This is a genomic window from Methyloversatilis discipulorum (assembly GCF_018780585.1).
GTDB classification, from domain to species: domain Bacteria; phylum Pseudomonadota; class Gammaproteobacteria; order Burkholderiales; family Rhodocyclaceae; genus Methyloversatilis; species Methyloversatilis discipulorum_B.
On sequence record NZ_JADMJL010000015.1, the window covers coordinates 63,350 to 87,128 of the forward strand.

18 protein-coding genes are annotated in these 23,779 nt (G+C 67.6%); 16 read left to right on the plus strand and 2 right to left on the minus strand.

Features of this window, described 5'->3' with window-relative positions; all coding sequences use genetic code 11:
• The first annotated feature begins 7 nt into the window (after positions 1-7).
• The 8 genes from IV112_RS05945 to IV112_RS05980 all read left to right on the plus strand — a co-directional run bounded on the left by IV112_RS05945 (position 8) and on the right by IV112_RS05980 (position 11,107).
• Positions 8-3,859 carry a YhdP family protein gene (locus tag IV112_RS05945; RefSeq protein ID WP_304001825.1) on the plus strand — a complete coding sequence of 1,284 codons (3,852 nt, stop codon included), beginning with the start codon at positions 8-10 and terminating at the stop codon, positions 3,857-3,859.
• A 27-nt stretch (positions 3,860-3,886) separates the two neighbouring features.
• Positions 3,887-4,705: a carbon-nitrogen hydrolase family protein gene (locus IV112_RS05950; protein WP_304001828.1), complete on the plus strand. Its 819-nt coding sequence runs from the start codon at positions 3,887-3,889 to the stop codon at positions 4,703-4,705.
• Between the two features lie 11 nt (positions 4,706-4,716).
• Positions 4,717-5,499 carry a GNAT family N-acetyltransferase gene (locus IV112_RS05955; protein ID WP_020165654.1) on the plus strand — a complete coding sequence of 261 codons (783 nt, stop codon included), beginning with the start codon at positions 4,717-4,719 and terminating at the stop codon, positions 5,497-5,499.
• Positions 5,500-5,517: 18 nt separating this feature from the next.
• On the plus strand, positions 5,518-7,002 hold the full coding sequence (gene tldD / locus IV112_RS05960) for a metalloprotease TldD (protein ID WP_425763073.1): 1,485 nt from the start codon (positions 5,518-5,520) through the stop codon (positions 7,000-7,002).
• 17 nt (positions 7,003-7,019) lie between these two features.
• A complete protein-coding gene (locus tag IV112_RS05965) occupies positions 7,020-7,541 on the plus strand; it encodes a DUF2062 domain-containing protein (protein ID WP_304001831.1) in 522 nt (173 codons plus the stop codon).
• Between the two features lie 112 nt (positions 7,542-7,653).
• Positions 7,654-8,724 carry a 3-deoxy-7-phosphoheptulonate synthase AroG gene (aroG, locus tag IV112_RS05970; protein ID WP_020165651.1) on the plus strand — a complete coding sequence of 357 codons (1,071 nt, stop codon included), beginning with the start codon at positions 7,654-7,656 and terminating at the stop codon, positions 8,722-8,724.
• A gap of 3 nt (positions 8,725-8,727) precedes the next feature.
• Complete coding sequence (locus IV112_RS05975) at positions 8,728-10,233, plus strand: ArnT family glycosyltransferase (RefSeq protein WP_304001834.1); 1,506 nt, start codon at positions 8,728-8,730, stop codon at positions 10,231-10,233.
• A gap of 7 nt (positions 10,234-10,240) precedes the next feature.
• Positions 10,241-11,107 (plus strand): decaprenyl-phosphate phosphoribosyltransferase, encoded by an 867-nt coding sequence (locus tag IV112_RS05980; RefSeq protein WP_304001836.1) that lies wholly within the window; start codon positions 10,241-10,243, stop codon positions 11,105-11,107.
• On the opposite strand, the gene murI is transcribed toward IV112_RS05980, so the two are convergent.
• Both murI and IV112_RS05990 read right to left on the minus strand, forming a co-directional pair.
• Positions 11,108-11,914, minus strand: a complete 807-nt coding sequence (gene murI / locus IV112_RS05985) for a glutamate racemase (RefSeq protein ID WP_304001838.1) — start codon at positions 11,912-11,914, stop codon at positions 11,108-11,110.
• Positions 11,915-11,951: 37 nt separating this feature from the next.
• Positions 11,952-12,518: a cob(I)yrinic acid a,c-diamide adenosyltransferase gene (locus IV112_RS05990; RefSeq protein ID WP_304001840.1), complete on the minus strand. Its 567-nt coding sequence runs from the start codon at positions 12,516-12,518 to the stop codon at positions 11,952-11,954.
• A gap of 210 nt (positions 12,519-12,728) precedes the next feature.
• On the opposite strand from IV112_RS05990, the gene IV112_RS05995 reads away from it, so the two are divergent.
• The 8 genes from IV112_RS05995 to pntB form a co-directional block, all read left to right on the plus strand.
• Positions 12,729-14,018 carry a glycerate kinase type-2 family protein gene (locus IV112_RS05995; RefSeq protein WP_020165646.1) on the plus strand — a complete coding sequence of 430 codons (1,290 nt, stop codon included), beginning with the start codon at positions 12,729-12,731 and terminating at the stop codon, positions 14,016-14,018.
• 259 nt (positions 14,019-14,277) lie between these two features.
• Entirely contained in the window at positions 14,278-15,786 is a 1,509-nt protein-coding gene (locus tag IV112_RS06000) for an FAD-linked oxidase C-terminal domain-containing protein (RefSeq protein WP_304001842.1), read from the plus strand.
• A 2-nt stretch (positions 15,787-15,788) separates the two neighbouring features.
• Positions 15,789-16,865, plus strand: coding sequence for a glycolate oxidase subunit GlcE (gene glcE / locus IV112_RS06005; RefSeq protein ID WP_304001844.1), 1,077 nt, complete (start codon positions 15,789-15,791; stop codon positions 16,863-16,865).
• 10 nt (positions 16,866-16,875) lie between these two features.
• Positions 16,876-18,108, plus strand: coding sequence for a glycolate oxidase subunit GlcF (gene glcF / locus IV112_RS06010; protein WP_304001846.1), 1,233 nt, complete (start codon positions 16,876-16,878; stop codon positions 18,106-18,108).
• Positions 18,109-18,346: 238 nt separating this feature from the next.
• Entirely contained in the window at positions 18,347-19,201 is an 855-nt protein-coding gene (locus tag IV112_RS06015) for an HDOD domain-containing protein (protein ID WP_304001847.1), read from the plus strand.
• A 102-nt stretch (positions 19,202-19,303) separates the two neighbouring features.
• Positions 19,304-20,119, plus strand: a complete 816-nt coding sequence (locus tag IV112_RS06020) for a PP2C family protein-serine/threonine phosphatase (protein ID WP_304001849.1) — start codon at positions 19,304-19,306, stop codon at positions 20,117-20,119.
• Between the two features lie 571 nt (positions 20,120-20,690).
• On the plus strand, positions 20,691-22,325 hold the full coding sequence (locus tag IV112_RS06025) for a Re/Si-specific NAD(P)(+) transhydrogenase subunit alpha (RefSeq protein ID WP_304001851.1): 1,635 nt from the start codon (positions 20,691-20,693) through the stop codon (positions 22,323-22,325).
• Positions 22,326-22,391: 66 nt separating this feature from the next.
• Positions 22,392-23,779: Re/Si-specific NAD(P)(+) transhydrogenase subunit beta (pntB, locus tag IV112_RS06030; protein WP_304001852.1), on the plus strand; the 1,388-nt coding region annotated here is incomplete at its 3' end.

A 23,779-nucleotide genomic window follows, 5' to 3' on the forward strand; every position in this document is an offset into this window, starting at 1 on the left:
CCGCCCCATGTGGCGCCGTATCGCCGGGCGGCTGTTCGACGCGGCGCTGGTCGCCTACGTCGTCGTCGCCTGCATCGTGCTGGTCGCTCGCCACTGGGTGCTGCCCGAGGTGGACCAGCACCGCGCGCGCATCGAACAGGCGCTCGGCGACGCACTGCAGCGCCAGGTGCGCATCGACAGCCTGAGTGCCGACTGGAGCGGCCTGCACCCGCAGCTATCGCTGCGCGGCCTGACCCTGCTCGACGAAGCCGGCCAGCCGGCGCTGCGGCTGGAACAGGTCGAAGCGGCGCTCGGTTTTTCGTCGCTGGTGCGCGGCGAACTGCATCTGCACCGGCTCGACATCAACGGCCCCGACCTCTGGATACGACGCGAGGCCGACGGCCGCTTCTTCGTCGCCGGTCTGGAAATAAGGCAGGACGGCGAGCGGGGTGGCTTCATGCGCTGGCTGCTGTCGCAGGGCCAGATCAATATCCGCGGCGCGCGGCTGGAATGGGACGACGCGCTGCGCGAAACCGCGCCGCCGCTGCAGCTCACCCAGGTCGATTTCCGCCTCGACAATTCCGGGCGCGACCACCGCTTCGGCCTGTCGGCGCGGCCGCCGAGCGAGCTGGCACAGCGACTGGACATCCGCGGCGACGTGACGCTGCCCGACCGCGAGGACTGGCGCAGCGCGTCGGGCGAACTGTTCGTGTCGCTCGAAGGCGCCGACATGGCCGTCTGGCAGACCTGGGTCGATTACCCGCTCGAACTGTCGCAGGGGCGCGGTGCGGCGCGCGCCTGGACGCGTTTCGACGGCGCCCGGCTGGCCGAGGTGACGGGCGAACTGGCGCTGGCCGACGTCCGCTTACGCCTGGCGCCCGAACTGCCGCTGCTCGACCTGGTCAGCCTGTCCGGCCGCGTCAGCGCCGAACAACTGAGCCAAGAGCGCGTCGTCGCCTCGGCCCGTCAGCTGCAGCTGGCGACCCGAGGCGGGCTGCGTGTGCAGCCGACCAGCATCGATCTGCGCTGGCAGGCGGCGGCCGGCAGCGAAGTGGAGCGTGGCGAGCTGTCGGCCAGTGCGCTCGATCTCGACGCGCTGACCCGGCTGTCGGCCTACCTTCCGCTGCCCGACCCGGTGCGCGACCGGCTGCAGCGCCACGCGGCACAGGGCGTCGTGCATGAACTCGACGGCGGCTGGACTGGCCCGCTGTCGGCGCCGACCGCCTTCCGCGTCAGCGCGCGACTGGAGCGCGTCGGTCTGCGCGCCGACGGCGCACTGCCCGGGGTCAGCGGGCTGAGCGGTCGCATCGAGGGCAGCGACGTGCGCGGCAGCGTGCAGATCGACGCGCCGGAGCTGGTGCTCGACCTGCCGGCGGTGTTCCCGCAGCCGGAAATTCCGTTCTCGCAGTTCAAGGCACGCGCCGGCTGGGCGCGCAGCGACGGCGAAACCGAGGTGGTGATCGAATCGCTCGCCTTCCGCAACGACGACGTGCAGGGTCAGGCGCGTGGGCGCTACCGCACGGCGGGCAACACGGCCGGCGAGATCGACATCGAAGCCAAACTGCTCGACGGCGATGCGCGGGCGGTGTGGCGCTATCTGCCGCTGGACATCGGTCCCGATACGCGCGACTGGCTGCGCACTGCGCTGACCGCGGGGCGCGCGCCGGAGGCGACGCTGAAGCTGCGCGGCCGGCTCGACGATTTCCCGTTCGACCGTGGCCAGCCGGGCATCTTCCAGGTGAAGGTGAAGGCCGAGGACGTGACCGTCGACTTCGGCCCGAGTTGGCCGCCGCTGACCGGCCTGCGCGCCGATGTGCTGTTCGAGGGGCCGCGCATGCTCATCACTTCGCGCGACGGCCGCATCATGAACACGAAGCTGGGCCCGACCACGGCCGAGATTCCCGATCTCGACGCGGCCGAGGAGCTGCTGCTGGTGAAGGGCTCGACCAGCGGTGCGACCGCCGATTTCCTGCGCTACATCGACGCCAGCCCGGTGGCCGAACGCATCGACGGCTTCACCTCGACCATGCGCGCCGAGGGCAACGGCAAGCTGGCAATCGCACTCACCATCCCGCTGCGCCATTCGAAGGACACCAAGGTCGAGGGCGAGTACAGCTTCACCGCCAACAAGCTCGTACTGGACAGCACGCTGCCGCCGCTGACCGACGCGTCAGGCAAGGTGGCCTTCACCGACAGCACCCTGTCTATCCGCAGCGCCCAGGCCAGCGTGCTCGGCTTTCCGATGACACTGGATGTCGGCACCGGCGGCGGTGGCACGGTCAATGTAGACGTGCGCGGCCGCGCCTCGATGGAGGCGCTGCGCGCCCAGTTCGGCCAGCCGTGGATGGCGGCGCTGTCCGGCGTCGCCGGCTGGCAGGCGCGGCTGGGTGTGCGTCGCAACGGCAGCGACATGACGCTGGAGGCCGATCTGTCACAGATCGCCTCGACCCTTCCGGCCCCGTTCGGCAAGGCCGCGGGCGAAGCGCTGGCGCTGAAGGTCGAGCGCATCGGCAGTCTCGACGCGCGCGAAGCGGCACGTCGAGGCCTGCCTGCACTGGGTGCCGAGCGCGAACTGCTGCGGATCGACGCGGGCCGGATGGGCAGCGCCGATATCGTCCGCCGCTCGACGCCGGGTGGCTGGGTGCTGGATCGAGGTGCGGTCGGTCTGCCACAGATGCCCGCCTTGCCCGATCAGGGGCTGGCGCTGGCCCTGACCACCGAAACGGTCGATCTCGATGCGCTGCGCCGTGCCTTTGCCGCGCCCGCGCAGCCAGGTGCGCCGGCGGCCGACGCTCTGCCGGTGTCGAGGGTGAAGCTCGACGCGAAGAATCTGCGTCTGTCCGGGCACTGGCTGGAGGCGGTGAAGATCGACGCGACGCGGCGCGGCGAGGTGTGGGATATCGACCTTGCCAGCACCCAGGCACGCGGCCGCGTGAGTTGGAGCGAACAGGGCAAGGGTCAGGTGAAGGCGCGTTTCGAGCAGCTACGCATCGACACGGAGAATGAGGCGGGCGCCCAGGTCAGCAGCGTCGAGCCGGACGAGGAACTGGACGAATTGCCGGCGCTGGACATCGAGGCCGAGCGCTTCGTACTCGACGGGCGCAACCTGGGCCGGCTCGAGCTGCAGGCCAGCAACGAGCGCCGCGCCTGGCTGATCAACCGGCTGGCGCTGACCATGCCCGAGGGCAGTTTCGTCGCCAGCGGTGCATGGGGGCGCGCGCTGGCCGGCTTGCGCGCAACGCGCGAGACCCGGCTCGATTTCGTCATCGACAGCGAGGACGCCGGCAAGCTGCTCGATCGCCTCGGTCATGCCGGCGCGCTGCGCCGCGGTACTGCCGGCATGAAGGGCATGCTGCGCTGGCAGGGCAGTCCGCTGTCGATCGATTACCCGTCGCTGTCCGGATCGTTCGAGCTGAAGGCGAGCAACGGCCAGTTCAGCAAGATCAATCCGGGCGCCGGTCGCCTGCTCGGCATTCTCAGCCTGCAGTCGCTGCCGCGGCGCATCACGCTGGACTTCCGCGACGTGTTCAGCGAGGGTTTCGCCTTCGATCGCATCGAAGGAACGGTGGCGGTCGAGCGTGGCATCATGAACACCGACAATCTCGAACTGGCCGGGCCGGCCGCGCGCGTGCAGATCAGTGGCAGTGCCAACATCGCCGCCGAAACCCAGAACCTGACGGTGAACGTCCAGCCGGCGCTGAGCGACAGCGTGTCGGTCGGCGCGCTGATCGCCAATCCGGCGGTCGGTGTGGCGACCTATCTGGCGCAGAAGGTACTGAAGGACCCGCTCGGGCAGATCTTCTCCTTCCGCTACGCGGTCACCGGTTCATGGGAGGATCCGCTGGTGGCCAAGCTGTCGACGGCGCCGGCGGCCGAATGAGCCTGTCATCCGATTGAAAGGTGCGTCATGAACACTACGACCAAGACCCGCGTTGCTGCCGTGCAGATGGTGTCCGGCCCGGTGGTGGCGGACAACCTGCGGGAAGCGGGGCACTGGATTGCCGAGGCGGCCCGTCAGGGCGCGCAGCTGGTGGCGCTGCCGGAGTACTTTCCGCTGATTTCCGGCGACGAGGCGGACAAGATAGGCATACGCGAATCAGAGGGCGAAGGCCCGATCCAGCGTTTCCTGTCCGACTGCGCGCGCCGGCACGGCATCTGGCTGATCGGCGGCTCGGTGCCGCTGGTGGCGGATGCCGCGAACAAGGTCCGCAATACCTGCCTGGCCTACGGTCCGGACGGGAGCCAGGTGGCCCGTTACGACAAGGTCCATCTGTTCGCCTTCACCCGTGGCGCCGAGAACTACGACGAGGCGCGGACGATCGAAGCCGGCCATCAGCCGGTATCGATCGAGACCCCTTTCGGCCGGGTCGGGCTGTCGATCTGCTACGACCTGCGCTTTCCGGAGTATTTCCGCGCGCTGGGCGACATGAAGCTGCTGGTGCTCGGTGCCGCCTTCACCGAAACCACCGGTCGGGCGCACTGGGAACTGCTGCTGCGCGCCCGCGCGGTGGAGAACCAGTGCTACGTACTGGCGGCGGCGCAGGGCGGCATGCACCCGTCCGGCCGGCGCACCTGGGGTGACTCGATGCTGATCGACCCGTGGGGCAATGTGATCAATCGCCTGGCGCGCGGCCCGGGCGTGGTCGTAGGTGATCTGGATTCGGACTATCTTGTTGAAATAAGGCAGAATCTTCCAGCCTTGGGCCACCGGCGCATCGCTTGCTGAGGTCTCCTCGAATGAATGACCAAACCACTCGCAATCCGTCGAAATTTCCGCACACGCTTGCGGAAGTGACGGTCATGGACGTCGAACGGCTGCGCTCGATGTGCATCGAGCAGGAGGACATTCCCGGTACGCGCGAAATGGCGCAGCAGAAGGACAAGTTCCGCGTGCGCCTGCTGAGCAGCGACAACGAGAAGCGCGAAGGCACCAGCCTGCTGATCGAGAAGATGTACTCGTGGCGCGGCTATCACACGAAGAAGCAGATCGACGAGGCGCCCAACCGCATCACCCTTGTAGCCGAGTTCGACGGCCACATCTACGGCACCATCACGGTCAATCTCGACTCCGACACCGGCCTGTCGGCCGACGAGACCTATCCGGACGTGATGCACGCCCTGCGCGACGAAGGTCGCAAGGTGTGCGAGTTCGGCAAGTTCGCGGTCGAGCAGTCGGTGCGCTCGAAGCGGCTGATGGGCACGCTGTTCCACCTGATGTGCATCTACGCCTTCCGCATCCAGGACTGCGACGATGTGCTGATCGAGGTGAACCCGCGCCACCGCGCCTTCTACGAGAAATATCTCGACTTCGTTCCGGCCGCCGAGGAGCGCATGTGCAAGCGCGTCGGCGCGCCGGCCATCCTGCTGCGGCTGACGCGCGAGCTGTATCGCAGCCGCGTCGATGAACTGGGTGGCCGCTGGCGTGATCTGAAGGAAGAGAAATCGATGTACAAGTACTTCTTCCCGCGCCAGGAAGAGGACGCCATCGCCGAACGCCTGGGGCGTCCGGCGCGCAACTGAACCAGGACTGATGCATTCATGACCACCGGCTCCACCGTCAAGACCCGCGAACCGATGGCGCTCACCGGCGCCGACCTGATGGGCACCGCGCGTGCCACGCTGCTCGCCCCCTTCGATCTCGACCGCGGCGAACTCGACCGCGTGTTCGGGCTGCTTGGCGGCCATCGCATCGACTACGCCGATCTCTACTTCCAGCACCAGTGCAGCGAGGCCTGGAGCCTGGAAGAGGGCATCGTCAAGTCCGGCAGCTTCAACATCGAACAGGGCGTCGGCGTACGCGCAATCCAGGGCGAGAAGACGGCCTTCGCCTATTCCGACGAGATCAGCCTGCCGGCGCTCGAAGCGGCGGCCCGCGCGACACGCGCGATCGCCTCGCAGGGGCAGAGCCTGAGCGCACGCACGGTGACCTCGGCCTCGCCGGTGCCGCTGTATTCGTCGCGCAATCCGCACGCCTCGCTCAGTGACACCGACAAGGTGAAGCTGCTCGAACGGCTCGAAAGCTACGCCCGCGCCGAGGACAGTCGCGTCACCCAGGTGATGGCACACATCGCCGGCACGCACGAGGTGGTGATGGTGATGCGCAGCGACGGCCACATGGCCGCCGACGTGCGTCCGCTGGTGCGGGTGTCGGTCACCGTCATCATGCAGGACGGCGATCGCCGCGAGCAGGGCTCCAGTGGCGGCGGTGGCCGTTTCGACTACGGCTATTTCACTGATGCGGTGCTGCGCGACTACGCGGCGAAGGCGGTGCATCAGGCACGCGTCAATCTCGACGCCCGCCCGGCGCCGGCCGGCACGATGAGCGTGGTGCTCGGCCCGGGCTGGCCCGGCATCCTGCTGCACGAGGCGATCGGCCACGGTCTGGAAGGCGATTTCAACCGCAAGGGCAGTTCCGCTTTCGCCGGCCGCATCGGCCAGCAGGTCGCGTCGCGCGGCGTCACCGTGGTCGACGATGGCACGCTGCCGAACCGCCGCGGCTCGCTGACCGTGGACGACGAAGGCAACCCGACCCGCTGCACCACGCTGATCGAGGACGGCATCCTGGTCGGCTACATGCAGGACAGCCTGAACGCCCGCCTGATGGGCGTGGCGCCGACCGGCAACGGCCGCCGCGAAAGCTTCGCCCATCTGCCGATGCCGCGCATGACCAACACCTACATGCTGAACGGCGACCGCGAGCCGGAAGAGATCATCCGCTCGGTCAAGAAGGGCCTGTATGCGGTCAATTTCGGCGGCGGCCAGGTCGACATCACCAGCGGCAAGTTCGTGTTCTCGGGCGCCGAGGTGTACATGATCGAGAACGGGCGCGTGACCTACCCGGTCAAGGGTGCGACGCTGATCGGTAACGGCCCGGACGCGCTGACCCGCGTGTCGATGATCGGCAACGACATGGCGCTGGACAGCGGCGTCGGCACCTGCGGCAAGGAAGGGCAGAGCGTGCCGGTCGGCGTCGGTCAGCCGACGCTGCGCATCGACGGACTGACCGTTGGAGGCACGGCCTGACGGTCAGTCGCAGCAGCATGCTTACCTGGTTGAGACGCTGGTTCCCGACGCGCGAGCAGATCCTCTCCTCGCGCGTCGTCGCGCCGTTCGCCCATCACCTGCGCGACGACAGTCTGTGGCACGCCAACCGCCACAGCGTCGCGAAGGCGGTGTCGATCGGCCTGTTCTTCGGGCTGATGATTCCGTTCGCCCAGTTCCTGTTCGCCATCGCCACTGCGCTCTTCCTGCGTGCGCACGTCGCGATCAGCGCCGGCTGCACGCTGATCACCAATCCGTTCACCTTCCCGCCGATCTACTGGGCGGCCTACGAACTGGGCAGCTTCGTGCTGGCCAAGCCGGCATCGGTCAGCGAGTCGTCGCAGATCGAACAGAGTGCGGAAAAGATCGGCGAGCTGGCGACCGGCTGGCTCGAAGGTTTCTGGATCTGGCTCAGCGCGGCCGGCCTGCCACTGGTGACCGGGCTGTTCATCATGGCCTGCAGCGCCTCGGTGATCGGCTATTTTGCGGTCCACCTGCTGTGGCGCGAGCGCCGCAACTGAGCCGGTCAGCATCCGCCTGAACGAAGGAAACCCCGCGCCGGGTTAGAATCCACCGCTTTGCAACGGCACACCTGCCGGCGCGGTACCGAACAACGTAGCCATGAACGCTCCCATGCACAAGATCACCGACGACGTCCGCATCAAGGAAATCCGCGAACTTCTGCCGCCCGCGCACGTGCTGCGCGAACTGCCGGCCAGCGATGTGGCGTCCGAAACGACGTTTGCCGCGCGCCAGGCCATCCATCGCATCCTGCGCGGCGCCGACGACCGCCTGCTGGTGGTGATCGGCCCCTGCTCGATCCACGACTACAAGGCCGGCATGGAATACGCGAAGCTGCTGAAAGCGCAGCGCGAGCGTCTTTCGGCCGACCTCGAAATCGTCATGCGCGTCTATTTCGAGAAGCCGCGGACCACGGTGGGCTGGAAGGGGCTGATCAACGACCCCTATCTGGACAACAGCTTCAAGATCAACGACGGCCTGCGCCTGGCGCGCCGCATCCTGCTGGAAGTGAACGAGCAGGGCCTGCCGGCCGGCACCGAATTCCTCGACACCATCACGCCGCAGTACACGGCCGACCTCGTGGCCTGGGGCGCCATCGGCGCGCGCACGACGGAGAGCCAGGTGCACCGCGAACTGGCGTCCGGCCTGTCCTGCCCGGTCGGCTTCAAGAACGGCACCGACGGCAATGTGCGCATCGCCTCCGACGCGATCAAGTCGGCACAGTCGCCGCACGTGTTCCTGTCGGTGACGAAGGCCGGCCACTCGGCCATCGTGTCGACCGCCGGCAACGAGGACTGCCACGTCATCCTGCGCGGCGGCAAGGAGCCCAACTACGACGCCGAGGCGGTCGAGAAGGTGTGCCGCGAACTGGCCGCCGCCGGCGTGCCGGCGAAGGTGATGATCGACTTCTCGCACGCCAACAGCCGCAAGCAGTGCGCGCTGCAGATGGACGTCGCGCGCGACGTCGCGGCGCAGATGGCCTGCGGCGAGGACCGCATCTTCGGCGTCATGGTCGAATCGCATCTGAAGGAAGGCCGTCAGGATCTGGTCGCCGGCAAGGAGCCGGAATACGGCATGAGCATCACCGACGCCTGCCTGGGCTGGGAAAAGAGCGTTGAACTGCTCGACATCCTGGCCGAAGCCGTGCGCGCGCGTCGCCGTGCGCTGGCCGACCGCGACTGATCGGTGAATACGCTGTTCGCTACGGCGCCGGCTTCCAGCTGGCGCCGTTTCTATTTCATCAGCCTGCTGCTGACGCTGGTTTTCCGCGGCTGGCTCGGCGCGGTGCTGCCCTTCACCGGCGACGAAGCCTACTTCTACTGGTGGGGCAAGATTCCGGCTGGCGGCTTCTACGACCATCCGCCCATGGTGGGCTGGTGGCTGGCGGCGCTGATATCGGTGTCGGAAGCCGAGTGGTGGCTGCGTCTGCCGGCCATCCTGCAGCCGGCGCTGCTGTCCTTCATGCTGCTCGCCTTCCTGCGCGACGATGCCGCCGCCACACGCTGGGGCGCGGCGACGCTGATGCTGCTGGCGCCGGCCAGCGTGCTCGACGTGCTGATCACGACCGACATCCCGCTGGTGTATTTCAGCGTTGCCTCGGCGCTGGTGTTCCTGCACGCGCAGCGCACACGGTCGATGCCGGCTTTCGCACTGGCCGGTCTGCTGCTCGGCGGCGCCTTCCTGTCCAAGTACTTCGCCGTGCTGCTCGGACTGGCCTACATTGTGTGGGCGCTGTGGCGCCCCGCGGCGTGGAAGTGGAAGGGGCTGGCGCTGCTCGTGCTGTGCGCGCTGCCGGCGGGGCTGTACAACGCGTGGTGGAACAGCCAGCACTGCTGGGCCAACGTCATGTTCAACGTGTTCAATCGACACGGCGGTGCCGGGCTGTCGTGGAAGACGCCGCTGCTGTACGCCGGCATGATGCTGTGGCTGCTGACGCCCATGGTGGCGTGGCGCCTGCTGCGTGCGCCCGGCGCCTGGATGCGCCAGGCCGCGCTGCCGGCGCTGGTGGTCGTGCCGCTGGCGGTGTTCGGTCTGCTGTCGCTGGTCAAGACCATCGGCCTGCACTGGGTGTTCTCCTTCGTGCCGCTGGCCTTCCTGATGTATGCGCGTGCGGTGCCCGACGGCGTGCTGCGTCGTACCCGCAACATCACCGCGGTACTGGCGCTGCTGCATGTGGCCGGTGTGGTCGCGGTGGCGACGCAGCCGGTCGATAGCTGGGCGCAGCGGCTGGGGCCGCGCAAGTACGCCGGCGTCGTGCAGACGGTGAAGGCGGACGAGGTGATCGCCGCGCTGGGCAGCGACGTCGAGCGCTACGTGCTGATGACCGACGGCTATTCGCCCTCGGTCACGCTGGGCTACAACCACGGCCGCTACTGGCCGGTGTTCGGCCCGGCGTCCAGCCATGCGCGGCACGATGACGTGCTGACCGACTTCCGCGCGCTGGCCGGCCGCGACATCCTGATCCTGAGCAAGGAGAAGCCGGACCTCGCCGACTACACGCCCTATTTCCGCGAAGTGAGCGAGGACACGCTGCAGGTGCGCGGCGCCACCTTCTGGCGCATCCGCGGCCACGGTTTCGACTACGCGGCCTACCATGCAGGCGTGCTGGAGCCGGCGCGCCGCCTCTGGTACGCAATACCGAAGTGGCTGCCGGACTGCGGCTGCTATTTCGAGGAACGCTACTTCAACTGAGACCGCGATGATCGTCGCCGCCCTGCAGCTGATGCGTCCGAAGCAGTGGGTGAAGAACGGCTTCGTGTTCTTCGGCCTGCTGTTCGGACACGCCTGGCATCAGGCCGCCATGGTGCAGGCCGCGCTGCTGGCCTTCGTCGCCTTCTGCCTGATGTCCAGTGCCGTCTACGCGCTGAACGACTTCCGCGACGTTGCGCAGGACCGGCTGCACCCGGTCAAGCGGCGGCGTCCGCTGGCGTCAGGCGCGCTGTCGCCGTCGGTGGCGGTGCTGCTGATGGGGGCGCTGTCCGCCAGTTCGCTCGTGGTGGCCTGGCAGGTCGGCGACATGCTGGTGTGGCTGCTGTGCATCTACGGGCTGCTCAACCTCGGCTACAGCTACGGCCTGAAACGCGTCGTCGTGCTCGACGTGTTCCTGATCAGCGCCGGCTTCATGCTGCGCCTGCTGGCCGGCACCACCGGCCTCGGCATTCCGCCGTCGAACTGGCTGCTGATGTGCGGTCTGCTGCTGACGCTTTTCCTGGGCTTCGCCAAGCGGCGCGCCGAAATGATGCTGATGGAGGAGGGCGGTGGCGCCCACCGCAAGGTGCTGGACCAGTACTCGGCCGCGCTGCTCGACCAGTTCATCACCATCAGTGGCGCCTGCGCCGTAGTGGCCTACGCGCTCTACACGGTGGACGAGGACACCGTGCGCACCCACGGCACCGGCGACCTGATCTACACCCTGCCTTTCGTGCTGTACGGCCTGTTCCGCTACCTCTATCTGCTGCATCGGCAGGGCGGCGGCGGCGATCCGTCGCACGACCTGTTTCGCGATGCCCACCTGATCGTCGCGATGGCAGGCTGGGTGGTCGTCACCGTCCTCATCCTGCGCTGATCAGCCGGTCAGCGGCTCGACCGTCGCGTCCTGCCGCCACAGGCGCTGCAGCGCGGCGCTGCGTTGCGTCGGCGGCGCGCTGCTCCAGAAACGTTCTCCGCCGTGATGGCCGCTGCGCAACAGGCCGGCCCGGCCGAGCGCGCGTGCGAGCTGGCGGGCGACCGCATCTCCGGTGTCGATCACGCGCACCGAGGGTCCGGCCGCCTGTTCGATCAGTGGGCGCAGAAAGGGGTAATGGGTGCAGCCGAGCACGATCACGTCGGCGCCCTCGGCGATCAGCGGTTCGACGTGCGAGGCCACCAGCGCACGCGTGGCCGGCGTGTCGAAGTCGCCGCGCTCGACTGCCTCGACCAGACCGCTGCCGGGCCGGGTCACCACGTGGATGTCGCGGCCGAAGGTGTCGAGCAGTGCTGCGAAACGACTGCTGGCCAGTGTGCCGGTTGTGGCCAGCACGCCGACCGTGCCGGTCTTCGTCGCCGCCACCGCCGGTTTGACCGCCGGTTCCATGCCGATGATGGGCAGTGCCGGCCAGCGCTCGCGCAGCGCCTGCGCGGCCGCCGCGGTGGCCGTGTTGCAGGCGATCAGCAGCGCCTTGGCGCCATGGTCGAGCAGGAACTCGCCCAGCACCGCGCTGCGCGCGCGTATCCACTCGGTGCTGCGCTCGCCATAGGGGGCGAAGCCGGAATCGGCGACGTACAGGAAATCCTCGGCCGGCAGCGCTGCGCGCGCGTGGCGCAGCACCGACAGGCCGCCAAGGCCGGAGTCGAATACGCCGATCGGCGCGTCGGGAGACAAGCTGTGCGTCACGGACAGTGTTCGGCTGCGGGCGTGCCCGGCCTTCCTTTCAGTCCGTCCCGCCGTCGTGGGCGCGACCGCGCTGCCACAGCACGTCACCGCAGCCGGCCAGCCGGTTGTAGGTGCGGCCAAGCACGAACAGCAGGTCGGACAGACGGTTCAGATACTGCCTGCTCGCCTCCGACACCTTGCCTTCGGCGGCCGCGGCGATCACCGCGCGTTCGGCGCGACGGCAGATGGTGCGGGCGAGGTGGGCGTGCGCCGCCGCGCGGGTGCCGCCGGGCAGGATGAACTCCTTCAACGGCGTCAGCTCGGCGTTCAGGCGTTCCAGTTCGGCATCGAGGCGCGCCACCTGTTCGGTCTTGATCAGGTGATAGCCGGGGATGGCCAGTTCGCCGCCGAGGTCGAACAGGTCGTGCTGGATTTCGGTCAGCAGCGCCGACAGATCGGTCGGCATGTCTTCGCACAGCAGCACGCCGATCGCGCTGTTCAGTTCGTCGACGTCGCCCAGCGCGTGTATCCGCGCACTGGATTTGGAAACCCGGGTGCCGTCGCCGAGGCCGGTTTCGCCGCCGTCGCCGGTGCGGGTGGCAATCTTGGATAGTCGATGACCCATGGCGTGTGATGACTTGGATAAGAGGTATTGATTATAAGTGCGCGCAAATATAAGGCCGGCGCACGCTAGAATTGCACATCATCCCATGCTGGCGCCCACCCCGCGACAGCCGGATATGCGGGCGGCCATCACCCGGCAGCGCTGCGCGGTTCATGCACATACACGCAGACCACACATCCCCCGCAAACGAACAGACCAGACGGAGTTGCCGTGAGTACCCCCGAACCGAAAGATTTCCTGAACAAGCTGTTCCAGGCGGCGTTTGACGCTGCCAATCCCGACCTGTGCGTGCCGGCCAATCTGCCGCCGCCGCCCAAGGGCCGCACCATCGTCGTCGGCGCCGGCAAGGCCGCGGCGTCGATGGCGCTGGCGGTCGAGAAGAACTGGTCGGGCGACCTGTCAGGGCTGGTCGTGACCCGCTACGGTCACGGCGCACCGTGCCAGCGCATCGAGGTGGTCGAGGCGTCGCACCCGGTGCCTGATGCGGCCGGTCAGCAGGCGGCGAAGCGCATTCTCGACAAGGTGCAGGGCCTGAGCGAGGACGACCTGGTGATCGCCCTGATCTCCGGCGGTGGCTCGGCGCTGCTGTCTGCACCGGCCGAAGGCCTGACGCTGGAAGACAAGCAGGCCGTTAACCGCGCACTGCTGGCCAGCGGTGCTGCCATCCAGGAAATGAATTGCGTGCGCAAGCACCTGTCGTCGATGAAGGGCGGTCGGCTGGCGCAGGCCGCCTACCCGGCCCGCGTGTTTACGCTGGTCATTTCCGACGTGCCGGGCGACGACCCGGCGGTGGTCGCCTCCGGCCCGACGGTGCCGGACACCACCACGCGCGAGGACGCGCTGGCCATCATCCGTCGCTACAACATCGAAGTGCCGGCGGCCGTCATGGCCTGGCTGGCGAAGCCTGAATCGGAAACGCCGAAGGCCGACGACCCGCGTCTGGCGCGCTGCGAAACCCGGGTCATTTCCACTGCCCAGGCGTCGCTGCTGGCGGCCGCCGAAGTGGCACGTGCGCATGGCGTCACGCCGCTGGTGCTGGGTGACATGATCGAAGGCGAATCGAGTGACGCCGGCAAGGTGCTGGCCGGCATTGCCAAGGCGTGTGCGATCAACGGCACGCCGGTGCAGCCGCCCTGCGTGCTGCTGTCGGGCGGTGAAACCACGGTCACGCTGGGCCAGATCAAGCCGGGTCAGAAGCCGCGCGGCGGCCGCAACTCGGAATTCCTGCTGTCGCTGGCGATCGCGCTGGACGGCATGAAAGGCATCCACGCGGTGTCGGGCGACACCGACGGCATCGACGGCAGCGAGGACAACGCCGGCGCCATCGTCACCGACGACACGCTGGCCCGTGCCCGCGCCGCCGGCATCGACGCCCGCACGATGCTGGACCAGCACGACGCCTACGGTTTCTTCCTCGGCATCGACGACCTCATCGTGACCGGCCCGACGCTGACCAACGTCAACGATTTCCGCGCCATCTACGTCGAAAAGAAGGTCTGAACGACCTCGGCTCTCCCCGGAAACGGCGCCTGCGGGCGCCGTTTCTTTTGCCGCCTCCGGAAGCGCAGTCGCGAGCCGAGGTGTTGTGGGAGGGGTCTTCTGACCCCGACAGCGGCCTGCGTCGGGAGCCGGCGCGGTTTCCGACGCGGCATTACGAGCAGAGGTGACTTCCACGGACAGCGATCCCGCGCTGCAGGAGGCGCCGCCCGGGCACTGCGGGTATCATCTGCCGCCTGTCTCTGCCCCACCGGAAGCCGCCATGAGCGCTCTGCCACAGGCCCACGAAGCCGCCGCTGTTCCGCCACTCGGAAGTACCGTCCGCCCGGCCCTGATCGCCGAACTGGCGCGTGTCCTGCCGGAGGACTGTCTGATCACCGACCTTGGCCGTCTGCGCGCCTACGAATGCGACGGCCTGATGCTGATGCGCGAGATGCCGCTGGCGGTTGCGCTGCCGACCACCGAAGCGCAGGTGATGGCGGTGCTGCGCACCTGTCACCGCCTCGGCGTTCCGGTGGTGCCGCGCGGCGCCGGCACCGGACTGTCGGGCGGTGCGACGCCGCACAAGCAGGGCGTGGTGCTGTCGACGGCGCGGCTGAACCGCATCGTGTCGGTCGACCGCCTCGCCCAGCAGGCCGTCGTTCAGCCGGGCGTGCGCAACCTCGCCGTATCCGAGGCGGCGGCGCCTTACGGTCTCTACTACGCGCCGGACCCGTCGTCGCAGATTGCCTGCAGCATCGGCGGCAATGTGGCCGAGAACTCGGGCGGCGTGCACTGCCTGAAGTACGGCCTGACCGTGCACAACGTGCTGCGCGTGCGCATGGTGACGATGGCGGGCGAAGTGATGGAAATCGGCAGCGCCGCGCCAGACAGCCCCGGTTACGACCTGCTGGCCGTGACCATCGGTTCGGAGGGCCTGCTCGGCGTGGTGACCGAAGTGACGGTGAAGCTGGTGCCCAAGCCGCGCGTGGCGCGTTGCGTGCTGGCCGCCTTCGACGACATCCGCCGTGCCGGCCAGGCGGTGGCCGACATCATCGCCGCCGGCATCATCCCGGCCGGGCTGGAAATGATGGACCAGGCCACTGCGGCCGCGGTCGAGCAGTTCGTGCATGCCGGTTACCCGCTGGACGCGGCGGCCATCCTGCTGTGCGAGTCCGACGGCACCGAAGAGGAGGTGCAGGACGAGATCGCCCGTGTACGTGTACTGCTCGACACCGCGGGGGCAACCGAAATCCGCATTTCCAGCGACGAGGCCGAGCGGCTGCGCTTCTGGGCCGGCCGCAAGGCGGCCTTCCCGGCGGCGGGACGCATCTCGCCCGACTACTACTGCATGGACGGCACCATTCCGCGCAAGCGGCTGGCCGAAATGCTGGAGGCGATGGAGGTCATGGCGAAGAAGTACGGCCTGGGCCTGCTCAACGTGTTCCATGCCGGCGACGGCAACCTGCATCCGCTCATCCTGTTCGATTCGAACGACCCGGATTCGGTGCATCGCGCAGAAGCCTTCGGCGTCGAAATCCTCGAACTGTCGGTGGCGCTGGGTGGCACCATCACCGGCGAGCACGGCGTGGGTCTGGAGAAGATCAACCAGATGTGCAGCCAGTTCGCCTCCGACGAGCTCGACATGTTCCACCGCGTGAAAGCGGCCTTCGACCCGGCCGGCCTGATGAATCCGGGCAAGGCAGTGCCGACGCTGCACCGCTGCGCCGAAATGGGCCGCATGCACGTGCATCACGGCGAACTGCCCCATCCCGAACTGCCGCGTTTCTGACCATGACCCACTCTCTTCATGCAGTGCTGCGCGAGCAGGTGCTGGAGGCCGCTGCGCACGGTCGCGCGCTGCGTCCGCATGGCAGCGGCTCCAAGGACTTCCTCGCCCAGTCGCTTGGCGGCGTGCCGCTGGACATGCGCGGTGCGCAGGGCGTCATCGCCTACGAACCGTCCGAGCTCTACATCACCGCGCATGCCGGCACCCGTCTGTCGGCGATCGAGCGCCTGCTGGCCGAGCACGGCCAGATGCTGGCGTTCGAAGCGCCGCACTTCGGCCCGTACGCGACGCTGGGCGGCGCCCTGGCCAGCGGGCTGTCCGGGCCGCGCCGCATCAGTGCCGGCAGCCTGCGCGACTTCGTGCTCGGCGTGACACTGATGGACGGACAGGGCCGCGTGCTGCGCTTCGGCGGTCAGGTCATGAAGAACGTCGCCGGCTTCGACGTGTCGCGCCTGATCGCCGGCAGCTTCGGCACGCTGGGTCTGGTACTCGAGGTGACGCTGAAGGTGCTGCCGCGACCGCAGGCGGAACAGACGCGCGTGCTGGTGCTCGATGAGGCGCAGGCGCTGACCCGCATGCGCGAGTGGGGCGCCCAGCCGCTGCCCGTGTCGGCCACGGCCTGGCTGGACGGTCGGCTGGCGGTTCGACTATCGGGCGCGCAGACCGCGCTCGATGCAGCCGTGCGCAACATCGGCGGCGACCCACTCAATGCGACCGAGGCGGCTGCGCTGTGGCAGTCGATGCGCGAGCAGACGCACGGTTTCTTTGCCGGCGACACGCCGCTGTGGCGCCTGTCGTTGCCGCCGATGACGCCGGTGCTGCCGCTCGACGGCCCCCGCCTGGTCGAGTGGAACGGCATGCAGCGCTGGCTGCGCAGCGATGTCGACGCCGACGCGCTGCGTCACGCAGTGAAAGCTGTCGGCGGTTACGCGACGCTGTTCCGCGGAGGCAGTACCGTCGATCGCGCGCTCGGTGTGTTCGAGCCGCTGGCCCCTGAAGTGATGGCGGTGCATCGCCGCCTGAAGCAGGCTTTCGACCCGTCCGGCGTGTTCAGCCCCGGACGCCTGTACGCTGAACTGTGAGCGCCGACTGATGCAGACCGGACTGGCCGATTTCATCCGCAACACCCCCGAAGGCGACGCCGCCGACACCCTGCTGCGCAAGTGCGTGCACTGCGGTTTCTGCAACGCCACCTGTCCCACCTATCAGCTGCTGGGCGACGAGCTCGACGGTCCGCGTGGCCGCATCTATCTGATGAAGCAGATGCTCGAAGGCGAAGTGCCGGCCGACACCGTGCTGCCTCACCTCGACCGCTGCCTCACCTGCCGCAATTGCGAATCGACCTGTCCGTCCGGTGTGCGCTACAGCGAACTGGTCGACATCGGACGCGCGGTGGCCGAGCGGCGTGCGAAGCGCCCGCTGGCGCAGCGCGCGAAGCGCTGGCTGCTGCGCGAAGGGCTGTCGCGTCCGGCGGTGTTCAACACCGCGCTGGCGCTCGGCCGGCTCGCCAAGCCGCTGCTGCCGGCCGCGCTGGCCGCCAAGGTGGCCGACGCGCGCAGCGCTGGCGCCTGGCCGCCGGTACGCCATCAGCGCCGCATGCTGGTGCTGGCGGGCTGCGTTCAGCCGGCGCTGATGCCGGACGTGAATGCCGCGGCGGCGCGCGTGCTCGACCTGCTCGGCATCTCGCTGATCGAGATTGCGCGCGCCGGCTGCTGCGGCGCGCTTCGCTTCCACCTGAACGATCAGGACGGCGGTCGCCAGGACATGCGTGCGCTGATTGACGCCTGGTGGCCGGCGATCGAGCGTGGCGACGTCGAGGCCATCGTGATGACGGCCTCTGGCTGTGGCAGCACGGTCCGCGAGTACGGCCACCTGCTGGCCGATGACCCGCTTTACGCCGAGCGCGCGGCGAAGGTGGCGGCGATGACCCGCGACCTGTCCGAAATCCTGGCTGCGGAGCGCGTGCAGATCGAAGGGCTGTTCGCCGCCGGTGGCACCGGGCGTCGCCCGCTTGCCTACCATCCGCCCTGTTCGCTTCAGCACGGTCAGCAGGTGCGCGGACACGCCGAAGCGCTGCTGCGCGCCGCCGGCTACGACCTGAAACCGGTCGCCGACAGCCACCTGTGCTGTGGATCGGCCGGCAGCTATTCGCTGCTGCAGCCGGCGCTCGCGACGACGCTGCGCGACAACAAGCTGCGCTCGCTGCAGGCCGAACAGCCGGCCGGCATTGCCAGTGCCAACGTCGGCTGCATCGCCCACCTGCAGACCGGGACCGCAACGCCAGTGCGCCACTGGATAGAGTGGCTCGATCAGGCGCTCACCTAGGGTCTGTTGTCATTGAATCGCGGGCCGCACGCGAATCCGGATGCGTCCGGATCAAGGCGGGCCGACGCCGGCTGACCGGCCGTCAGGCCAGGAGGCCCAACGCGGGGCTGGGCGCATCGGGGCTCGCGCCCGACCCGGATCCGTGGCCCGCGGATCCAGGTGCGTTCCGCCGCTCAAGTCCTGTCGGCGGCTGCCGTTAATGCTCGCAGCCCGCAATACAGTTCCGAGTGAGCCCGCCATGCAGCAAACAGCCGTACACGCACCCGAAGTCATCGACGCCGTACTCGAATCGTCCGCTGTCCTCCTTCCATCGAAGCCCCGACTGCTGCTCGAAATCGAAAACCTGATGCGCAATCCGGATTTCGAGGTCGGCCTCCTCGCCGAGAGCATTTCGCGCGACCCTGGCGTGCTGGCTGCGCTGTTCAAGGTGTGCCGCTCGCCCGCCTACGGACGCGGCCGTGCGCCCGCCAACGCCGAACAAGTGCTGATGCGCATCGGTCTCAACCAGACCATCAATCTGGTGCGCGGCATTTCGATCCGTCAGGCGGCAGGCGGTCCGGGACCGCAGATGGAGCGCTTCTGGCAACGCTGCGAAACGATCGCCAGCCTGGCCTCGCAGATCGCCGGCGAACGCGTCGCGGTCTGCAACGTGTTTCCCGATCAGGCCTATCTGGCCGCCATGTTTCACGACTGCGGCGTTCCCCTGCTGACGCAGCGCTTCGCCGACTACTGGACGACGCTGAATCTGGACGAGGAGTCCTACTGGGTCGATACCGGTCTGGAGAACGTCCGCTACCGGCTCGATCATGCGACCGTGGGTTACTGGGTCGCCCGCAACTGGGGCTTGCCGGAGTTGATCGTTCAGGCCATCCGCTACCACCACGAAATGCCGGAAGACGACACCTACGGCCTGCGCAGCACGATAGGCATCGTCGCGCTGGCGACGCACGTCTATCTGCTCAACAAGGGCTTGCCGGACCCGATCTGGAGCATGCGTTCGGGCGAGGTGCTGGAGGAGCTTGGCATACACGCGAGCGCGCTCGACGAGTACATCGACGAGATCAACGACCAGTACGTGAGCTTCTCGTTGTGAAGAATCGTGAAATTGCACCTGTGCTTGCAGACATGAACAGCTGCTTACACGAGCGTGTGCTGTTGAGAAGCTAGAATCGGCTACAGGTATCCGGAAAGCTTCATGGCGCTCAAACTAGACAGCTGCGTCGCGCAGCACATCGGCGATCGCAAGGAACAGCAGGATCGCGCAGCGGTGTTTCCGCATTCCCGTCACAAGGGCATGCTGATGGCCGTGCTCGCCGACGGCATGGGCGGCCACAGCGGCGGCGCGATGGCGGCCGAGCAGGTCGTGCACAAGGCGCGCGAGAACTTCGAGAGCTTCGCCCCGGCGATCGAATCGCCGCATGATCTGCTGCGCAGCGTGGTCGAAGAATCGCACGTCGTCATCAAGCTCACCCGCTTCACGTCCGAGCAGGATCCGCATTCCACCGCCTGCGTGCTGCTGATGAACGGTGGCCGTGCCGACTGGGCGCATTGCGGCGATTCGCGCATCTACCATTTCCGTGACGACAGGCTTGTCAGCTGCAGCAAGGACCATTCGCTGGTCGGCGAACTGATGCGTCAGGGGCGCCTCGACGAAGAGGGCGCCAAGACGCACCCGCAGCGCAACCTGCTGCTGCATTGCCTCGGCGCGCAGAAGGAACCGGTGATCGACTTCGGCGGCACCGACACGCTGTCCGACGGGGACACTTTCGTCATCTGCTCCGACGGTCTGTGGGCCTATTTTTCCGATGAGGAAATGGGCGGCGTGCTCTCCGTGTACTCGGCGCGCGAGGCAGCCGAAGTGTTCATCAAGCGCGCACGCGAACGCGGTCGCCCGACCGGCGACAACGTGTCGCTCATCATCATCAAGCTGGTGGACGTCGAGGCCCGGCAGAAGGCCGAGCAGGACCGTCTGGACGCCGCACGGCGCAAGCTGGGAAAACTGCCGGCCTGACCGTGAGCGTCCTGCCACGCTGACCGCGGCGGCACCTCCCGCACTTGAATGCAAGCCCCGTGTTGCAACGCAACACGGGGCTTTTCTTTTGTCAATAACCTTCCGTGGTTCTGGCATGATGCGGCGCAACGTGCATCTTTTTTGGCGCAAAGTGCTGCGCCGTGAAGCCTGGCACGCTAGACTGCGCGCTCCGGAAGGCAGGAGAAGACGCACCGGCAGGTGCTCCGAGCGGGCTTTCATGCGCCTGTCGCCGGATCGGTCATGTGCGGCCAGGGGCCGTTTTCGAACAGGGGGTACGATCCTTACAGCGGCGCCTTCGTGGATTTGATGGCCATGGTGGTGCCCGAAGCCTTGCCCGTGATCCGCGATACCTCTGGGCCATCGACAGAACCGCAGTCGAAGGGCGTGTCCGCACGCCAGCGTGCACTGGGGGCGCCAACTGCACAAGGCCGCTATTGACTGCGTCTTCAGTGTTCGGTGCAGGCTGACGGTTCCGCCACTGCTTCCGCTCCCTGATGCGCCATTGCGCAGCAACTGACCGAATTCCAACAAATCGACCGAGGACCTACCCATGACTTCTGGCGCATCGAACGACAACGCCGCGGCCAGCGCGGCAGCCCCCACGCCGCAGCGCATCGGCGTCCCCCGAGAGATCTTCCCGGGCGAAAAGCGCGTAGCCACCGTGCCAGACGTGGTGACCAAACTGGCCAAGCTGGGTTTTGGCGTGGTCGTGGAGACCGGCGCGGGTGATCTGGCCGACCTGTCCGATGACGCCTACCGCGAAGCGGGCGCCAGCATCGCCGGCTCTGCGACCGACCTGTGGAGCAGCGCCGACATCGTGTTCAAGGTGCGTCCGCCGACCGCCGACGAGGTGGCGCTGATGCACGAAGGGCAGACCCTGATCGGCTTCGTCTGGCCGGCGCAGAACCCCGAGTTGATGCAGCAGTTGGCGGCGAAAAAGGTCACCGTGCTGGCCATCGACGCGCTGCCGCGCACGCTCAGCCGCGCGCAGAAGATGGACGCGCTGACCTCCATGGCCGGCGTCAGCGGCTACCGCGCGGTGGTCGAGGCGGCCAACGCCTTCGGGCGCTTCTTCAATGGCCAGATCACCGCCGCAGGCAAGGTGCCGCCGGCCAAGGTATTCATTGCCGGTGCTGGCGTGGCCGGCCTGGCCGCCATTGGTGCGGCGGCCAGCTTGGGCGCCATCGTGCGCGCCAACGACACCCGCGCCGAGGTGGCCGACCAGGTCGTCTCGCTGGGGGGCGAGTTCGTCAAGGTCGATTACGAGGAAGAGGGCTCGGGCGGCGGCGGCTACGCCAAGGTCATGAGCGAAGGCTTCCAGGCCGCGCAGCGCGCCATGTACGCGCAGCAGGCCAAGGAGTGCGACATCATCATCACCACTGCGCTGATTCCCGGCAAGCCCGCACCCCGGCTGATCACCGCCGAGATGGTACAAAGCATGAAGCCCGGCAGCGTGATCGTGGACATGGCCGCCGAGCAGGGCGGCAACTGCGAACTCACCGAACCGGGCAAGGCCGTGGTCAAGCATGGCGTGACCATTGTCGGCTTCACCGACCTGGCCTCACGCATGGCACGCCAGTCGTCCACGCTTTATGGAACCAACCTGTTCCGCCTGACCGAAGAGCTGTGCAAGGCCAAGGACGGTGTCATCAACGTCAACATGGACGACGATGCCATCCGTGGCCTGACCGTGATCAAGGACGGCGAGATCACCTGGCCGGCACCGCCCATCGCCGCCGCTCCGAAGCCCGCGCCCAAGCCGGCCGCCGCAGCGGTTGAAAAGAAAAGCGGTCATGGGCACGGCCCCGGCGGCCCGATGCCCGCCAAGACGCTGGCCATCATTTTCGCCGTGGGGGCTCTGGCGTTCGGCGCCATCGGTTCGTTCGCGCCGGCTGCGTTCCTGGGCCACTTCACGGTGTTTGTGCTGGCCTGCTTCATCGGCTACATGGTGGTCTGGAACGTCACGCCCGCGCTGCACACGCCGCTGATGAGCGTGACCAACGCCATCTCCAGCATCATCGTCATCGGTGCGCTGATCCAGATCGCGCCCCCCGATGCCGGTGCGAACGGTCGACCGGACCAGCTCATCCTCTGGCTCGCCTTCGCCGGCATCGTGCTGACCGCGATCAACATGTTCGGCGGCTTTGCCGTGACGCGCCGCATGCTGGCGATGTTCCAGAAGTAAGGACCCCGGGGGCGGACCTTCGGCTCCGTCCCCGACCGATCAAGACAAGAAAGAGACGAGACACCCATGTCCCAAAGCCTTGCCACGGTGGCCTACCTCGGAGCTGCCATCCTGTTCATCCTCAGTCTGGGCGGCCTGTCCAACCCCGAATCGTCGCGCCGCGGCAATCTGTACGGCATGGTCGGCATGGCGCTGGCCGTGCTCGCCACGGTCTTCGGGCCGCGCGTTTCACCCGCCGGCATTCCCTGGATCGTCGGCGCGCTGGTGGTGGGCGGCAGCATCGGCCTGTACGCCGCGAAAACGGTCAAGATGACCCAGATGCCCGAGCTGGTCGCGCTGATGCACAGCCTGGTCGGTCTGGCCGCTTGCCTGGTCGGCTTCGCCAGCTATGTCGACACGTCGCTTCAACTCGAAGGTGTCGAGAAGACCATCCACGAAGTCGAAATCTACGTGGGCATCCTCATCGGTGCGGTCACCTTCTCAGGTTCGCTGATTGCCTTCGGAAAGCTCAACGGAAAGATTGGCGGCAAGCCCCTGCTGCTGCCTGCGCGCCACTGGCTCAACCTGATCGCGCTATTGGTGGTGATCGGGTTCGGCCAGGTTTTCCTGAACGCGCACGACGTGCAGAGCGGCATGACGCCGCTGATCGTGATGACGGTGATCGCGTTGCTGTTCGGCGTGCACATGGTCATGGCCATCGGCGGCGCCGACATGCCGGTGGTGGTGTCCATGCTCAACAGCTATTCGGGCTGGGCGGCGGCGGCCACCGGCTTCATGCTCAGCAACGACCTGCTGATCGTCACCGGTGCGCTGGTCGGCTCATCGGGCGCCATCCTGTCCTACATCATGTGCAACGCGATGAACCGCAACTTCATCAGCGTGATCGCCGGTGGCTTCGGCAGTGGCGCAGGCAAGCCGGCCGCCAAGGCCGACGGCGCTGCCGCCGAGCCCCAGGGCGAGGTGACGCCCGTCAGCGCCACCGAGACCGCCGAGATGCTGCGCGAGGCCAAGAACGTGATCATCGTTCCCGGCTACGGCATGGCCGTCGCTCAGGCCCAGCACACGGTGTTCGAGATCACCCGCACCCTGCGCGAGAAGGGCGTGAACGTGCGCTTCGGCATCCACCCCGTGGCCGGCCGCATGCCAGGCCACATGAACGTGCTGCTGGCCGAAGCCAAGGTGCCCTACGACATCGTCTTCGAAATGGACGAACTCAACGAGGACTTCCCGGACACCGACGTGGCCATGGTCATTGGCGCCAACGACATCGTCAACCCGGCCGCGCAGGACGACCCGACCAGCCCGATCGCCGGCATGCCGGTGCTCGAAGTCTGGAAGGCCCGCACCAGCATCGTCATGAAGCGCTCCATGGCCAGCGGCTACGCGGGCGTGGACAACCCGCTGTTCTACAAGGACAACAACCGCATGCTGTTCGGCGACGCCAAGAAGATGCT

What these genes read in the sequence shown, in the direction of transcription:
- IV112_RS06020 (WP_304001849.1), top strand. Translation starts at nt 19,304, where the DNA reads ATGGCGCTCAAACTAGACAGCTGCGTCGCGCAGCACATCGGCGATCGC.
- IV112_RS05955 (WP_020165654.1), top strand. Translation starts at nt 4,717, where the DNA reads ATGAATGACCAAACCACTCGCAATCCGTCGAAATTTCCGCACACGCTT.
- IV112_RS05950 (WP_304001828.1), top strand. Translation starts at nt 3,887, where the DNA reads ATGAACACTACGACCAAGACCCGCGTTGCTGCCGTGCAGATGGTGTCC.
- IV112_RS06015 (WP_304001847.1), top strand. Translation starts at nt 18,347, where the DNA reads ATGCAGCAAACAGCCGTACACGCACCCGAAGTCATCGACGCCGTACTC.
- glcF (WP_304001846.1), top strand. Translation starts at nt 16,876, where the DNA reads ATGCAGACCGGACTGGCCGATTTCATCCGCAACACCCCCGAAGGCGAC.
- IV112_RS06000 (WP_304001842.1), top strand. Translation starts at nt 14,278, where the DNA reads ATGAGCGCTCTGCCACAGGCCCACGAAGCCGCCGCTGTTCCGCCACTC.
- glcE (WP_304001844.1), top strand. Translation starts at nt 15,789, where the DNA reads ATGACCCACTCTCTTCATGCAGTGCTGCGCGAGCAGGTGCTGGAGGCC.
- IV112_RS06025 (WP_304001851.1), top strand. Translation starts at nt 20,691, where the DNA reads ATGACTTCTGGCGCATCGAACGACAACGCCGCGGCCAGCGCGGCAGCC.
- IV112_RS05945 (WP_304001825.1), top strand. Translation starts at nt 8, where the DNA reads ATGTGGCGCCGTATCGCCGGGCGGCTGTTCGACGCGGCGCTGGTCGCC.
- IV112_RS05990 (WP_304001840.1), bottom strand. Translation starts at nt 12,518, where the DNA reads ATGGGTCATCGACTATCCAAGATTGCCACCCGCACCGGCGACGGCGGC.
- aroG (WP_020165651.1), top strand. Translation starts at nt 7,654, where the DNA reads ATGCACAAGATCACCGACGACGTCCGCATCAAGGAAATCCGCGAACTT.
- IV112_RS05980 (WP_304001836.1), top strand. Translation starts at nt 10,241, where the DNA reads ATGATCGTCGCCGCCCTGCAGCTGATGCGTCCGAAGCAGTGGGTGAAG.
- IV112_RS05965 (WP_304001831.1), top strand. Translation starts at nt 7,020, where the DNA reads ATGCTTACCTGGTTGAGACGCTGGTTCCCGACGCGCGAGCAGATCCTC.
- tldD (WP_425763073.1), top strand. Translation starts at nt 5,518, where the DNA reads ATGACCACCGGCTCCACCGTCAAGACCCGCGAACCGATGGCGCTCACC.